11 protein-coding genes and 1 pseudogene are annotated in these 14,031 nt (G+C 45.2%); 3 read left to right on the forward strand and 9 right to left on the reverse strand.

Going from position 1 to position 14,031, the window contains the following annotated elements; genetic code table 11:
• Positions 1–241: 241 nt before the first annotated feature.
• Complete coding sequence (locus tag F0251_RS08315; RefSeq protein ID WP_061030799.1) at positions 242–877, reverse strand: SDR family NAD(P)-dependent oxidoreductase; 636 nt, start codon at positions 875–877, stop codon at positions 242–244.
• Positions 878–978: 101 nt separating this feature from the next.
• Here F0251_RS08315 and F0251_RS08320 point away from each other — a divergent pair.
• A pseudogene (locus F0251_RS08320) lies at positions 979–1,358 on the forward strand (aminotransferase class I/II-fold pyridoxal phosphate-dependent enzyme); the annotation flags it as partial.
• 112 nt (positions 1,359–1,470) lie between these two features.
• Here F0251_RS08320 and F0251_RS08325 read toward each other — a convergent pair.
• From F0251_RS08325 to F0251_RS08355, 7 genes are all read right to left on the reverse strand, one after another.
• On the reverse strand, positions 1,471–2,160 hold the full coding sequence (locus F0251_RS08325) for a hypothetical protein (protein WP_171730763.1): 690 nt from the start codon (positions 2,158–2,160) through the stop codon (positions 1,471–1,473).
• Positions 2,160–3,350 carry an OmpP1/FadL family transporter gene (locus tag F0251_RS08330; RefSeq protein WP_171730764.1) on the reverse strand — a complete coding sequence of 397 codons (1,191 nt, stop codon included), beginning with the start codon at positions 3,348–3,350 and terminating at the stop codon, positions 2,160–2,162. The genes F0251_RS08325 and F0251_RS08330 overlap by 1 nt, the downstream gene beginning before the upstream one ends.
• 93 nt (positions 3,351–3,443) lie before the next feature.
• Positions 3,444–4,256: a crotonase/enoyl-CoA hydratase family protein gene (locus F0251_RS08335; protein WP_171730765.1), complete on the reverse strand. Its 813-nt coding sequence runs from the start codon at positions 4,254–4,256 to the stop codon at positions 3,444–3,446.
• A gap of 225 nt (positions 4,257–4,481) precedes the next feature.
• Positions 4,482–6,476, reverse strand: a complete 1,995-nt coding sequence (gene fhuB / locus F0251_RS08340) for a Fe(3+)-hydroxamate ABC transporter permease FhuB (protein ID WP_171730766.1) — start codon at positions 6,474–6,476, stop codon at positions 4,482–4,484.
• On the reverse strand, positions 6,476–7,384 hold the full coding sequence (locus F0251_RS08345; RefSeq protein WP_253820298.1) for an iron-siderophore ABC transporter substrate-binding protein: 909 nt from the start codon (positions 7,382–7,384) through the stop codon (positions 6,476–6,478). The genes fhuB and F0251_RS08345 overlap by 1 nt, the downstream gene beginning before the upstream one ends.
• Before the next feature lie 131 nt (positions 7,385–7,515).
• Entirely contained in the window at positions 7,516–9,639 is a 2,124-nt protein-coding gene (locus tag F0251_RS08350) for a TonB-dependent siderophore receptor (RefSeq protein ID WP_171730768.1), read from the reverse strand.
• A gap of 207 nt (positions 9,640–9,846) precedes the next feature.
• A complete protein-coding gene (locus tag F0251_RS08355; RefSeq protein ID WP_171730769.1) occupies positions 9,847–10,755 on the reverse strand; it encodes an AraC family transcriptional regulator in 909 nt (302 codons plus the stop codon).
• 219 nt (positions 10,756–10,974) lie between these two features.
• Between F0251_RS08355 and F0251_RS08360 the strand changes: the two genes are divergently transcribed.
• A complete protein-coding gene (locus tag F0251_RS08360; RefSeq protein WP_171730770.1) occupies positions 10,975–11,733 on the forward strand; it encodes a siderophore ferric iron reductase in 759 nt (252 codons plus the stop codon).
• 97 nt (positions 11,734–11,830) lie between these two features.
• Positions 11,831–12,616 (forward strand): ABC transporter ATP-binding protein, encoded by a 786-nt coding sequence (locus tag F0251_RS08365; RefSeq protein WP_171730771.1) that lies wholly within the window; start codon positions 11,831–11,833, stop codon positions 12,614–12,616.
• Between the two features lie 102 nt (positions 12,617–12,718).
• Here F0251_RS08365 and F0251_RS08370 read toward each other — a convergent pair whose 3' ends face one another.
• On the reverse strand, positions 12,719–13,912 hold the full coding sequence (locus tag F0251_RS08370; RefSeq protein ID WP_171730772.1) for a multidrug effflux MFS transporter: 1,194 nt from the start codon (positions 13,910–13,912) through the stop codon (positions 12,719–12,721).
• Positions 13,913–14,031: the final 119 nt, after the last annotated feature.

Here is a 14,031-nt window from a genome sequence, read left to right on the forward strand (position 1 = left end):
TTAATCGTGTTACGCCATTGCCCCATCTAGTGTGAGGCTGATTGCGCGGATACTACAGAGAATAAGACAGGCAAAACTTAATCTAGATTAAGAGAGAGGCACTCTCATATAAGAAACAGGCAACATTTACTTAGAATGGAAGTCGTTGAGGACAGAAAACAAAAAAAGCCGTTCAGTGAGACTAAACGGCCTTAAAACTTTTCACTAGATAGGAATGCCTTCAGAAAGCAATACCGGGCTTTTATCCATACTTAACCGTAGGATCAATACATTGATACACTTGCCCGATACTCGCGTCGTTTGCCAGTAAGGTTTCGATAAGACGAGCCACTTCTTGTCGGTAAATCACACCATGCACTTCCACTTGTTGAGAAAGCTCACCGTTACCCGTCGCTTCACCGTCTAACAAGCCACCGGGACGTAAAATCGTGTAATCCAGCGAGCTCGACATTAACCACGCCTCCGCCAACGATTTTTCACGAACGGCGGCGCCGAACCCTTTTCTAGAGCGTTCTGATAGGTACTGCCATGAATCACCACAACCTAAAGACGTCACCAGCACAAAGCGTTTGATTTCATTGGTTTCCAGAGCATCAATCACATGTCGGTGACCAATGTAGTCAACCGGAACATCCGCTCTAAAACTGCCCATACTTGAAACCACCAAGGCCGATTTTGGTAACTCAGCCACCGTCTTTTTCACTTGTTGCTTGTCGGTCGCATCGCAGCTCAGTGTTGTTACGCCAAGAATAGCCAAGCGAGGGTTCTTTTCTGGATTTCTAGCAATCGCAATCACTTCAAAATCTTGCTGATGAAAGTGCTCAACCATTGCTGCGCCCAAGCCACTCCCCGCTCCCCATATAACGACTGTACTCATAAATACCTCAAAAAAATCATGTTGTTCCTAATACTAACGACACAATCTAATCGGTTCTTTCGCTCAGATCAATTAATGCGAATAATTCTCAATATTAAATTTATAAGCGCTTAGCAAAGCAAATCGTACGTCGTCGTTACCATACATTGATGGAGAAGAACTTAGCCGCTCCGATCATCGCAGAGGCGATCAAACAGGGGCATTTTACTATGTAGAAATTGATCTCAAAGAAATCGCTCAAACCGTTCATAGCGAAGGCTTCTTTACCTGGTTGGAGGAAATGTATGAGCCTTTAGATTTCTTGGTTCGCCTTGCCGAAGAGCATGGCGTGATTGTGATGCCAGGTGCGGGATTTGATGCGCCAACGTGGTCCCTGCGCGTCTCTCTCGCGAATCTAGAGGAAGCACAATACGCCAATATCACCAAAGCGATGAATGCGGTAATGCAAAGCTATGTTGAACGTTACCAAGCGGCTTGCTAGCACGGCTTCAACACTAGAAAGAGCCTAGAAAAGCGATAAGTTCTGAGTGTAGATTAACTAAATCAGTGGGCCTACACTCAGTTCTTTTATCTAAGACGATATGTGAGAATAACTATTTGAATTCATAGGTGTAAGAAGCGCCAACACTGTTATTTTCACCGAAGTCATCCTCAGCAAAGATAGTGAAGAAGTTGAATGATTGAGCATCACTCAACTTGTAGCTAGCACCGACGCCAGTCCAGTAACCTGAATAATCATCAGAACCCATTGAACCACCACCAAAGGCCATAATCGACCACTCATCCGTAATCGTTTTTAAGCCAAACGCGCCAATGTAACCACCGTGTGTTGCACTCGGCATCAATACATAGTCAGAGCCAACGTTATCATCATCGAAAACCGCCACTTCGCCATCATTATAACTGTAGCCAGCCATAGGGAAGATTTGCCAACCGAACGGCTCAATGTCGAAATAGCTCAGTGGTATAAACGTACCAATACTGTAGTTGTTCTTGTAAGCATCGTTATCATACTCAGAGCGACTAAAGTTGAAATTGACAATCCCCATAGGCAACAGCCATGAGCCGCCTATTCGCCACTCTTCGCCATCTGCGTTAACACGAGCATTGATCATTCGCGCTTCATCAAGCCCAATAGACCCAGAGAACTGCAGATCTTCGTTATAAGCAACGCCAGCTTTGGTTACGATCTTAGTCGGGTCATCTGGGTGCTTCTCTTCAGCCAAAGTCCCCGTTGAGCCCAGTATTACCGAAGTAACAATTAATAGATTACGTAGTGTCATTAGAAGGTCGCGCTAACACCAACAAAGTGGATGCGGCCATCGAATGAGCCGTTTAGCAAAGTACTACCTTTTGGTCCACTTCGGTTCATATCAACTGAACCCAAATCTGCGTACTCATAGAACACGTCGATCAAGATATCATCCCAATAGGTTGAAGCACCTACCGAGTAGCGATACTGTTCACCTACAGGCAGGTCAACCCATTGCATTGACGGATCATCTTGTGGCGAGGTCTCGTAAGAAAAGCCCGCTTTTAAACGCCAGTCTGAATTCAATTGATAGTCTGCACCAACCGCAAACTTCCACACGTCGTCCCAATCGCGTTCAAGTGGAACACCACTAATTGGGCTTCCAACAACACCAAAATCAAGAACTGTTGTATCCCACTCACTCCAACGATGTAATTGCACACTAGCCAACAAATCGAGTCGTGAGTTAAACGCGTAACTTGCACTAACATCAACAATCTCTGGCAAAGCAAGATCCATAGCTAGAGAGTTAGAAAAATCTTCGACCCCTCTTAACTCATTATTAAACTCGTGCTCGAGTTTAGAACGATAACTCGCTCCAAGCTTTAGCTTATCCGTCGGTGTGTACATGACACCTAAGTTATAACCGTATGCCCAGTCAGTATCTTGTTTTGCTGTAAATCCAGCAACCCCAGAGGTCGACTGCTGAAATGCAGCCCAACTGAATTGCACACCTGCGCCTACTGACCACTGGTCATTCAGCTTATAACTTAGTGATGGGTTCACTTGCATTGCAGTGAGAGTGATATCTTCTAAAAGTGCAGCACCCGCCCATTCACTGCCGTAATCAAGGCTAGAACCGCCAACAGCACCAAGCGCGATACCAAGGTGTAATTTGTCTGTGACTTGATGAGCATGGAACGCACCAAATGAAGGCATGACTGAATGAGCTTTACCATCTGGGTTACCATCGTTGTCTTGATATTTCATCTCAAGATCGAAAGCCATGGTGTTGATGGTCGTCTTACTTTCGCCCATGTGAGACATAGTGGAAGGGTTTGTCCACATCGCTGCTGCAGATCGAGTGTAAACACCGTCGCCAGCACCAGTAGTACCAGCGTTGGCAACGACAGCTTCTTGCAAAAACAGGCCACTTGCGAATGCATTTAAGCTCGTAAAAATTGCAGTGGCAGCTAGAGAGTAAGTAAAAGTTTTGTTCATCAGAGCGCTCATTTAGCCTTAGACATTAAATTGCTCTAAGGTTACCGCAAAGCCCCATAAACAAAGGGAATATCGATTATTCCTGTACAAGCGTTATTTGAACTTTCTTGCTAAGTAAGAGCGTGGCTTATCGGGATGAATTTCACGCTGTGCTGCTATCGCTCGGTTCTTACCTAGCCCAACCTTTATCTGATACCAGGTCTCGTAGAATACAGCCATACCCGGGCTTGACCACCAAGTCTTGTTGTAGAGTTTCTTATTAGCAGCGACAACATCTGGTGACCGATTCGCGCACTCAAGTGCCAAGGCATAGGCTTCAGAGTAGGGGTCTTCAGCAATCTTGGTCACCAACCCATATTCTTTCGCGGTTTCACAGTCGATCACTTTGGCCGTCATCGCCATTTCTAGGGTGTGATCTTTACGCATCAGCTCTCTAAAGGCTATGGCGCCTCCCATGTCTGGAATTAGCCCCCACTTTGCTTCCAGTATCGAGAAGTTCGCATCAGGGCTAGCAATTCTAAAGTCACCGCCACTGACCAATTGCAGACCGCCTCCCCAACACCGACCATGAATCGCAAAAATGACAGGGCATGGAATGTCTCGACAACCCAATGAAAAGCGTTGAGCGGCGTTTGGTAATGTTGGGAGCCATTTAAAAAGAAGCTTCATCGCACCAGATTTACTGGTCAGCAAAGACTTCACATCAAGCCCTGAACAAAAATCAGGTCCCTCGCCCTTCACTATTACAGCTCGAATCTCGGTGTTCTTTTTCAACTTATTGACCATGTTGTTCACGCCTTGGAACATTGCCATATCAATAGCATTCAGCTTATCGGGTCGATTCAACACAACCGTCGCAATTTGGTTTTCATCGATAGAACAAGTAATACGATCGAGGTTTGGCATGGTGGCTACCTTATGAGTGGTCAGACCTTTAGGTTATACATTTTATTAACATATGCCAAACTTGCACATTAAGAAGCGAGACCTGTGTTGCTTAACTCCTCCCCCCTTTACACAAACGACACAAACAAAAAAGCAGTGATGGATCGCCCCACTCACTGCTTTTTTATTCATAGCTTTGATTGCCAGTAGCTTTAAATACCAGTGGCTTTAGGTCATGGGCAAAAGCTATGTTGTTCGAGATTTCAGTAACAAGAAAATGAAATAACTGCCACCAATAATGGAAACCAACGTCCCTGCCGCAAGTTGCGCTGGGAACACCACCACTTGCCCTAACCAATCAGCAAATAACATCAATGCCGCACCAATCAAAAACGATAAGATGATCTGTTCACGAACCAAGTGAGCACCCACCATCGCCGCAATATGTGGAGCCAGTAGACCAACAAAAGCGACCGGCCCCATGGTGGTTGTGACCATCGAACATAAAATCGCGACAATACACAATAGAGCCACATAGGCGATATTGATGTTCAGCCCTCTTGCACTTGCAAACTGACGACCAGTCGCAATTAATGTCACCCAACGACTCAACAGTAAAGCTACGCCAATACAAACGGTGATCACGATAGCCATTATCATTGCAGCTTCAGGTTCAACACGATACGTAGATCCTGCCAACCAAGCCAATAAGGTGTATTTTCCCTCACCCACTCGCGTTAAAGAGAATTGCACCAAAGCTTCCAATACCGCGGTCAGAGAAATACCAGTAAGGATCAATATCGAAGGGGCGAACTGATGCTTCTTGCCAAGAAATAGCAATATACAGAGTGCAATCGCGCTGCCTAAGAAAGCAACCCAAGGGCTTAGCGAATGAATCGAGTATCCCATAAACAGGCTACTGAATATCAACGCCAGAACCGCCCCCGCCGACACACCAAGAATGTCTGGGCTCGCGAGGGGGTTGTAGACGAGTCTTTGCAAAATCACACCCGCCACCGCTAAGCCGCCACCAGCGAATATTGCGGTTAATATTCTCGGCCAGCGAATCGACCATTCAAATGCGTCTGGGATAACAAAATAGCCCAAATCAGAAGATGGCTGTAACAGCGTGCTTAACGCCAACAAACCAAAGATCATCGCGCCCAACAAGAAATAAGCCAAATGTGAAATAGACCTCGGCCCTTTAGGCATCGAGAAAAACATTTGATCTTGAGCAGACATTTGCTTGCGAGCAATAATGATCAAAGCTGGAGCACCAACCACCGCGGTTGCCGTTCCTGTTGGAATCATATCCAAAGACCATTGCGCCAAGAAAATCGCCAAGCTGTCGGTCACACAAAGCAACAGTGCACCTAACACGCAGCTTGCGATGAGTTCAGATTTCGCCTTTAAAAAGCCCAAATGTCTCGCGATGTTTGGCGCAATCAATCCAATAAAACTGATCACACCCACCGAGGTAATCGACACGGAAACCAGCCAAACGCCGATTGCCATTAACACAAAGAAGGTCGTGCCAATATCAAGCCCGCGTGCTGCTGCCCCTTCATTGCCAATAGAAAGCAGAGTCAAAACTCTTGGAGCCAACAGGAAAATAGCAAAGATTGGCAGTAACTTAGGCATAAGCCAAAGCACTTGTTCCCAACCGTTCTGTCCGAGATCACCAGCTCCCCATACAAACAGGTTCTGCGCGTACTGGTCGTTAAGCAAAATAATCGCAGTCGCGAATGCGCCCAGCAGTAAGTTAACCGCCATGCCCGCCAAAACAATCGGTAAACCGCTCATGTTTTTGATGCCAACAATCGAAACAATCAGACCCATTGCAAGCAGCGCGCCTATCAGCGCAAACCAAACCGAATATTGAGCAACCAACATCGGCGCGACCACATTCAGAATGACCAGACCAAGCCATGCCCCTGATGATGTACCGAGTGTAAGCGGAGACATCATGCGGTTTTGCGTTAACTGTTGGAACAAACTACCTATGGTGCCGAGTGTTCCACCAACCAGAATCGCCATCACTAAACGAGGTAAGTTGACATAGATTAATGCCATCAACTCGAATGAATCATCAACCATTGAGTTGAATGTAGCGATGTCACTGATCTGTGAGGCTTGTTGAAGCAACTCACCAATAGGGCCAAATTCCGACTGCCCTAACCATAAATGAATAAGGGCGGCGATAAATAACGCCGCTCCCATCATCAAACCACTGGATTTCATTACTGCTCCGCTAGCGTCAACAACGATTGCGCCATAGCTTCTGCGTTATACAAAATAGACATAGCACCGCCGTAGCTCCAACTTGCTGCTACAGGGCTAAATTGACCATCGCGAACAAAGGGCATGCTCTTCCAAACCGGAGAGCGATCTAACTTGTCTTGATATGGGAAAGGTTCAAAGTACAGCGCAATGCCACCCTTAACGTTCTTAAGCTCAGTCATACGCTTTTGACTGATGCCCCACTGACTCACAGGAAGATCCATCGCATTTTCGAAGCCTAGCTGCTCAAGCGCATATTGAGGAATCGAGTTATCACCGTAAATGTAAACCGAATTAGTACTCGCAAACCGGAAAGATGTCACTTTCGGCTTGTCTCCCGGATACGCTTTATCTAGTGCAGCCTTAAGAACATCAAGACGCTCATCCATCGCAGCGAGTTTCTTGTTCGCTTGTTCTTCTTTACCAAGCAATTGGCCTATCTTCTTGAAGTTCTCAATAGCAGCTTCAGCATTACTGTGCTGTTCGCTGTATGTTTGGTAGTAAAGCACGGGGGCGATTTCAGAAAGTCGTTCATGAAGATCTTTCTGGGGTGAAGCGATAAGAATCACATCAGGGTTGAGCTTCTTAAGTGCAGAAAAGTTAGGTTCAGTTCGAGTACCAATATCCGCCACGCCTTCTGGTATCGCAGGTTGCACAACCCAATCGCTATACCCTGCAATATCAGGCGCTGCGACGGGGGTTATACCGAGTTCAATCACTTGTTCAGCAATGTCCCAGTTCAGTGCTGCCACTCTAACGGGTTGCGCTTCAAGGGTTTTAACCCCCTCGCTGTCTTCAACTTGGTAATTAGCCATTGCATTAAACGATAAAGCACTCGCTAACATCGTTAGAACGAGTTTTGTATTCATATTTTTTACTTTAGAAAAATGAGAAGCTATTGATTTTAAGCTCATATATTTGCCTACTTAATCTAAATTCTATATTTCTTCAAACGACAAAAGCAGCCTTGTGAGGCTGCTTTATTAAGACTCTAACTTAGTTAGAACTCGTAGTTCACGCTTAGCTCTACAGACTGCTCAGCACCGAACCAACAGTTCGATTGGTCGTAACACGCGTAATATTCTTCGTTGAAAATATTGTTCACCGCTAGGTTAGCAGTTGCACCAGATAGTGTGTCGCTGGCTGCGCCTAAATCATAACCCACCGACAAATCAACAACCGTGTAAGACGGTACTTTGCCTTGCGTGTTGCTTGCATCCATTTGCATTTCGCCTACGTAACGAGCGCCTGCACTGAATCGAGAACCCGCTAGCATGCCGTTAAATACGTTGTAGTTAGCCCACACATTAGCCGTATGTTCCGGTACATAGATCGGTGTCGTACCCTCTAAACCGTTACTAGAGTCTTCAGTGATTTCCATGTCAACATACGTGTATGCAGCCGCAATATCGAAGCTTTCTGTCGCGAACCAACGTCCTGATAGTTCCGCACCTTGCGATACCACTTCACCCACTTGGATTCTTGGGCCATAAACGTTAGTCGGGTCTGTCATCAACATGTCTTGCTTAACGATATGGAATAAAGAAACCGTTGCTTCTTTCGACATATCGTCAGACAGGTATTTCACACCAATCTCTGCTTGTTGTGCGTTCTCTGGATCAAACTCATTGCCTGATTTATCAACACCCGGAGCTGGTTCAAAGCTCGTCGCATAGCTTGCAAACGGTGCTAAACCATTATCAAACTGGTACAAACCACCTAAACGGTAAGTGAACTGCTTGTGATCAGATTCATGGGCGTAGTAATCACTCTCAGATTTGTAGTGATCAAATCGCGCACCGGCAATCAGTACTAATGCATCCAGACGAACTTGGTCTTGAACGTAGAACCCCAGCTGGCTTGACGTCGTGTCATCTAGATATTCACCCGTCTTAGTCACATCACTGCGGTCTAGTAGATCATTGTTCGGATTCAATGGATCAAAGCTATTAAACCCGCTGCCATTCGCACTGTACGATGAGTAGTTAACATTACCGTCTAGATCTTGGTAATCGATACCAAGCAACAAGTTATGCTCTACTGAGCCAACATCCACAATACCGCTCAATTGGTTATCAATAACAAACCCTTTAAAGCTCTCATCGGTAGAGTACAAGTAACGATCCAGCTGATTAGGTGTGCTTGGGTCGTAACTCACATGATAAGTGTTCTCTTGGTATAAGGAAGCATCGGTATAGCGAGCGTTCTGTAGGAATGTCCAATTGCTATTAAACTCATGGTTGATTTTATAGCCGACCATAAGAACTTCACGCTCAAATTTGCTCCAGTTCTTGTCACCCATAGAAACCGATGGATCGCTTGCTTTCAACACGTCTAGTGGCATTGACGAGTTGATACCCATTGAAGGATCATTTTGGTAGTACAGGTTGAAGTTAATCAACGTACTGTCTGTTGCTTGCCAGTCCACAGAAGGAGCAATTAGGTAACGCTCTTCTTCTGCATTATCAACTTGACTGTCCTGCTTACGAGCAAGTGCGATCAAACGGTAAGAAAAATCGCTATCACCAAACTGACCAGTAGTATCGATCGAAGCTTCTTGTAAATTACGTGAGCCTGTCGCAACGCCAACTTTAGTCGACGGTTCCGTTTGTGGCGCTTTAGCGATCATATTCACCATACCACCCGGTGGCATCGCGCCATAAAGTACAGAAGTAGGCCCTTTGAAGATCTCGACTTGCTGCATTGCAATCGGATCTATCTGTGGTTGTAGGTTCCAACCATTTAAGAATTGAAGCGAAAGACCATCGTAGTAGTTAACGTTATTCGTGCTAAAACCACGAATGGAATAAGAGTCAAACATTGCTACCGAGCTACCACGGTTTTCAGTTACAACACCCGGTGCATAACGAAGGGCTTGATTCAGAGATTGAACACCACGTTGCTCTAACTGTTCTTCACCAATAACGGTAATACCTTGAGGCGTTTCTTCTGGCTCAAGTGCCGACTTAGTCGCGGTATTACGATACGCTTTGCCCATAATTGTGACAGTTTCTACATTCGAATCTGCCGCTGTAACGGTTTCTTCCGCCAACGCTTGCGCTGAAAATGCAGTGAGCAATGCAACTGCAAGTGATGAATACTTAAAACGAGTGTGAGTGGTCATGATTCCCTCGGTACCAATGCTTATTGTAAATAGTAATAAATCTCATTTGCATTGTATGTATCTATAAAAGGGATAATTAACAATTTGGTGCAAGTTCACAAAGAACTTGGCCGATTTATAACGAAAAAAGGTCAATTGATGATTAAAAACACAATTGACCTTATTGAGTAAGAGGCTTTACAAAGAATACGTAAAACACAGATATGACTACGATTTAATAATGGGAACCCAGTATTCCATAACTGCATCTGTGGCATGAGCTTGATAGGCTAATGGGTATACTTCGAGCTCATAACCATCGACACCTCGATAGCCAGAACTCGGTAGCCAGTTAAGTACAAACCAACTCAGAGTGTGTCTAAGGTTCTCAATCGGACCACAGTGTTTGACCACGGCATAGGTTTGCTTTGGAATGGTTAATACGTCTAACTTATCAGAGATAATGCTCGGCAATTGAGGAATTGAAATCTCATCATTAAGCTCTACTCCCGCCCAATAGTGAATATTGGTACCATCAAAGCAAGACTGAGTAAGGTCAATAACACCAATAAACTGAAGTGCGTTATCGTCTGGCTGGCTCACTTCGTCTTCCAAGCGCGACCACAATTGAGGGACTTTCTCTGCAAAATCTTGTGTCAGTGAAAACAAGCCACTTATTTCTGAGGTAATACCTTTAACAAGGAATGACTCTCTCTCATCAATGCGTACCTCAACAAAACTGAGTGGGCCGTTATCAGCAGCGCTTACCGTTTCAGATACTTGTATCGGTTTTCTAAGCCCTGCTCTTTTGCCCGCTTTTCTATACTGACTGGGGCTGGAGCCAAACATCTGCTTAAAAGAACGACTAAAGCTAATTTCTGAATTGAATCCGAGTTCAAGTGCGATATCGATCACTCGCTTTTTGCTGTCCAACAGTTCTTCAGCCGCTTGGCTTAGCTTTAGCTCCCTCACGTAGTTTGCCACGGTCAGTCCCGTTTCAGCTTGAAACACTCTTTGCAGCTGCCAGCGAGACCAACAGCTCTGTTTCGCAATATCTTCTAGCGATAGTGCCGAGCTAAGGTTCGCATGGATATAAGCCAATACGCGGCTGATACGGTCAAATGCAGGAGTGTTCATAGTCACGCTTTTATAATCTCGATAGTGGTAACAATTAAGTCTATACAGGAATACTTTTTAACATTTAAAGCGACTTTTATCACTCAATAATGGCCAAGGCGTATTCAATTTATAAATTTTTCAAGCCAAGAGTTCTCTGAAGAGATGCACCATTTTGTATGGTTATCGTCAATGAGGTTCGCTATGATAACGCAACTGATTATCATTTAATGGTTTAAAATGCTTTCCCAGCTGCACAATATTGCCACTCGTCGCAGAGCCCCCTCCCTGCACCAGAAAATCTTCGCTTACTCAAAACAAATAACGCCTTATCTAAGCGGAAGTTATGGCTCTCTGAGCAGCAAAAGCATCGCAATGACAAACGATAAGAGCCATATCGAGATCAAACGTGTTTACGATGGATTAGCGGAAGATCACACAGAAGCAGGCAAAGCTTATTGGTTAACCCGAACTTGGGATCTAGTCTGCTGGCAACCCATCTATGTGACCTTCATTTCTATCTACGGCCTTCACTCGCTGCCTGATATTAAGAATATCGGTCAGTTTAGGTACAAAGAGTTCGTCGCAGGATACCGATTCTTTAATGGTGATCATCAACACGGCTCACCTGAGGAATTGATACCTAAAGCGGGCGAAGCCATACTTGCACTTACTGAGTTTTATCGCAGCCAAATAAGTGAATGGACACGCATCCGCCCTGGCTTTACTAACCATTTGTTGGCGGATCTACTGTTAGGCAGTCTGATCAAATTACAGCAACATGAGCCCAGCCTGACCAACGAATACATCACTACACAAGCTAAGCTTTGGTTAGAAGCATGCCAATTACCTGAGAGTCACTTAGACAGCCTAGAGGTCGATTCCGATTCTGGAATGCTTAAACTGATTAGAGTCAGCTGCTGCCTAGTCTACAAATGCGACTCCGGTAAATATTGTGACGATTGTCCTAGACACCCAAACAACAAGAAAACCGTTTAATTTCACCATCTATTTTTAAAGACCAGTAAAGCTGCTTTTAGAGACTAATAAGGCTGCTATTATTGAGCAGCTTTATTGGTCTAGAGACAGGACTTACATGTTTCAGCTTTCAAACATCAAAATCGTTCGTGATGATCGAACCATTCTCTCAATTGACGAGCTTTCCATCCCGACCAATGAGCTTACGGTAGTTCTTGGTCACAATGGCTCTGGTAAATCGACATTGGTTAACTTGCTTTCAGGACAGATGTCACCAGACTACGGCACTGTTGAATTAAACAACGCATCTCTTTCTTCATTAAAAAGCAAAGACTTAGCAAAGAGGATTGCGTATTTGCCGCAAAAGCTCCCAGCTTCTGCAGGCTTAACAGTGGAAGAACTGGTTCGTTTAGGGCGATTCCCTTGGCGAGGCGCGTTAGGTCGTTGGAACTCTGAAGACAAATCCATCATCCAACAAGCGATGGAGAGAACAGGCGTTGCTCAGTTTTCACAGGCGTTAGCGGACGATTTATCCGGCGGTGAACGCCAACGTGCATGGGTTTCTATGTTGCTTGCTCAACAATCACCGGTATTGATCCTCGATGAGCCAACATCAGCACTGGATGTTCATCACCAATTCCAACTGATGGGTTTACTGTCTGAGCTGAACAAAAAGGAAGACGTTGGTGTTATCGTGATTCTTCACGACTTGAACCTTGCACTGCGCTACGCAACACACATCGTTGCTCTGAAGAAAGGTCAGATTGCCTTTGAAGGCAGCGCCGATAAGTTACTTGATGAACAAGCACTGTCTGCACTGTATGAGTCCCCGATCAGACTGATCGACCACCCGGTTCCAGCCAAAACAGCCGCAAGCGAGAAAGTCGCCGTGGTCTGCGAATAGCCAATATTCTGGCAATTTAAACCAAAACGCTGAACATTAAAAAGGCCATTGAAATTCATCACTTCAATGGCCTTTTTAATTTGAGTTCGCTAGCTAATTTGACTAGCTAAGCTGTGCGTCTCTGGCTTCTTGGCTACTAAAACCTCGAAGGATATTAAACAACGTAATCACAGTGAATAACGCAATGACCAGTGATAAATGCCATGCCTCTCCTAGGCCAAGCTTAACCAGCCCCATACTGACAATCGAAGACACAACCATTTGACCACCGCCCGACATCGCAGCCGCCGCGCCTGCATTCTTCTTGTAAGGCAGCATCACCAAAGCTTGAGCACAAGGCAGCGCAATACCATTACCGAGTATCATTAAAAACTGACCAATCATTAGATATAAAGGCTCAAGTGGGCAAAAGAAAAGCCACAACGCAGCTGAGATGTGTAGCACAGGCGTGCATAACAGTGTTTTCTTATTGCCTAATATTGGGCGGATACGGTTACACAAGCTGGTACCACCTAGCATACCCAATGCAGGTATCACCGCCCACATCGCGTACTCGTCAGACGTCATGCCGATCTGGTTCTGCATGATAAACGGCATCACCGACACAGTGGTGATCATCAAACTAAAATTAAGCCAGCCAATGCTTGCAAAGCTCATAAAGTAGCGAGAAGTGAGTAGCTCTTTGTATTGCAACGCCATTTTCTTCGGTGAGGGAATCGCTGAGAACTGAGTGACGGTTTCTTTGAATTTGAACGCCAATACCCCCCAAGCCAATGAGACATACCCAAGTAACGAGATGAATACCATACTCCAGCCAAAGTGGAAGTTGATAAACCCACCGATAACAGGCGCAATCAGGGGAGTAATAGACGCTACCATGGCGATATAAGACATCGCCAATGGTAAGTCAGATCCGCTGAATCTATCTCTTGTGGAAGCGCGAGCAAGCACCGCACAACAACCTGTTCCTAAACCTTGCAGGAATCGACCCAGTACCATACTGGTAAATGAATGGCTGAAGAAGATGATCATCAACAGGCCAAGCATGGCGAGCAACAAACCACTCAGCAGCACTTTTTTACGCCCTAGAGCGTCTGAAATAGGTCCATAAATAAACTGAGATGGACCAAACCCCAACAAATACACACTCACCAGAAGCTGAGCTTGCTCTAGCGAGACATCAAAATCCTTCGCGATCCAAGGTAAAGACGGAAACACCAAACCCATACTGAGTTGGCCGATACTGATGACCAAACACGCCAGTAAGATCGACTTAAAATCAAATCGACGGCTCATGATGTGGTACACGTAGTTAAAAGGCTTGGAATATCAACCAAACAACATTGAGGTGTAAAAAATAGAGAGAATGTTGCAGGTGTGGTATTCATGGTGCTCCGAAAGGATCAATTAGAGTA

The organism is Vibrio sp. 070316B (genome assembly GCF_013114115.1).
GTDB lineage: Bacteria > Pseudomonadota > Gammaproteobacteria > Enterobacterales > Vibrionaceae > Vibrio > Vibrio chagasii_B.

What these genes read in the sequence shown, in the direction of transcription:
- F0251_RS08315 (WP_061030799.1), bottom strand. Translation starts at nt 877, where the DNA reads ATGAGTACAGTCGTTATATGGGGAGCGGGGAGTGGCTTGGGCGCAGCA.
- F0251_RS08325 (WP_171730763.1), bottom strand. Translation starts at nt 2,160, where the DNA reads ATGACACTACGTAATCTATTAATTGTTACTTCGGTAATACTGGGCTCA.
- F0251_RS08330 (WP_171730764.1), bottom strand. Translation starts at nt 3,350, where the DNA reads ATGAACAAAACTTTTACTTACTCTCTAGCTGCCACTGCAATTTTTACG.
- F0251_RS08335 (WP_171730765.1), bottom strand. Translation starts at nt 4,256, where the DNA reads ATGCCAAACCTCGATCGTATTACTTGTTCTATCGATGAAAACCAAATT.
- fhuB (WP_171730766.1), bottom strand. Translation starts at nt 6,476, where the DNA reads ATGAAATCCAGTGGTTTGATGATGGGAGCGGCGTTATTTATCGCCGCC.
- F0251_RS08345 (WP_253820298.1), bottom strand. Translation starts at nt 7,384, where the DNA reads ATGAATACAAAACTCGTTCTAACGATGTTAGCGAGTGCTTTATCGTTT.
- F0251_RS08350 (WP_171730768.1), bottom strand. Translation starts at nt 9,639, where the DNA reads ATGACCACTCACACTCGTTTTAAGTATTCATCACTTGCAGTTGCATTG.
- F0251_RS08355 (WP_171730769.1), bottom strand. Translation starts at nt 10,755, where the DNA reads ATGAACACTCCTGCATTTGACCGTATCAGCCGCGTATTGGCTTATATC.
- F0251_RS08360 (WP_171730770.1), top strand. Translation starts at nt 10,975, where the DNA reads ATGCTTTCCCAGCTGCACAATATTGCCACTCGTCGCAGAGCCCCCTCC.
- F0251_RS08365 (WP_171730771.1), top strand. Translation starts at nt 11,831, where the DNA reads ATGTTTCAGCTTTCAAACATCAAAATCGTTCGTGATGATCGAACCATT.
- F0251_RS08370 (WP_171730772.1), bottom strand. Translation starts at nt 13,912, where the DNA reads ATGAGCCGTCGATTTGATTTTAAGTCGATCTTACTGGCGTGTTTGGTC.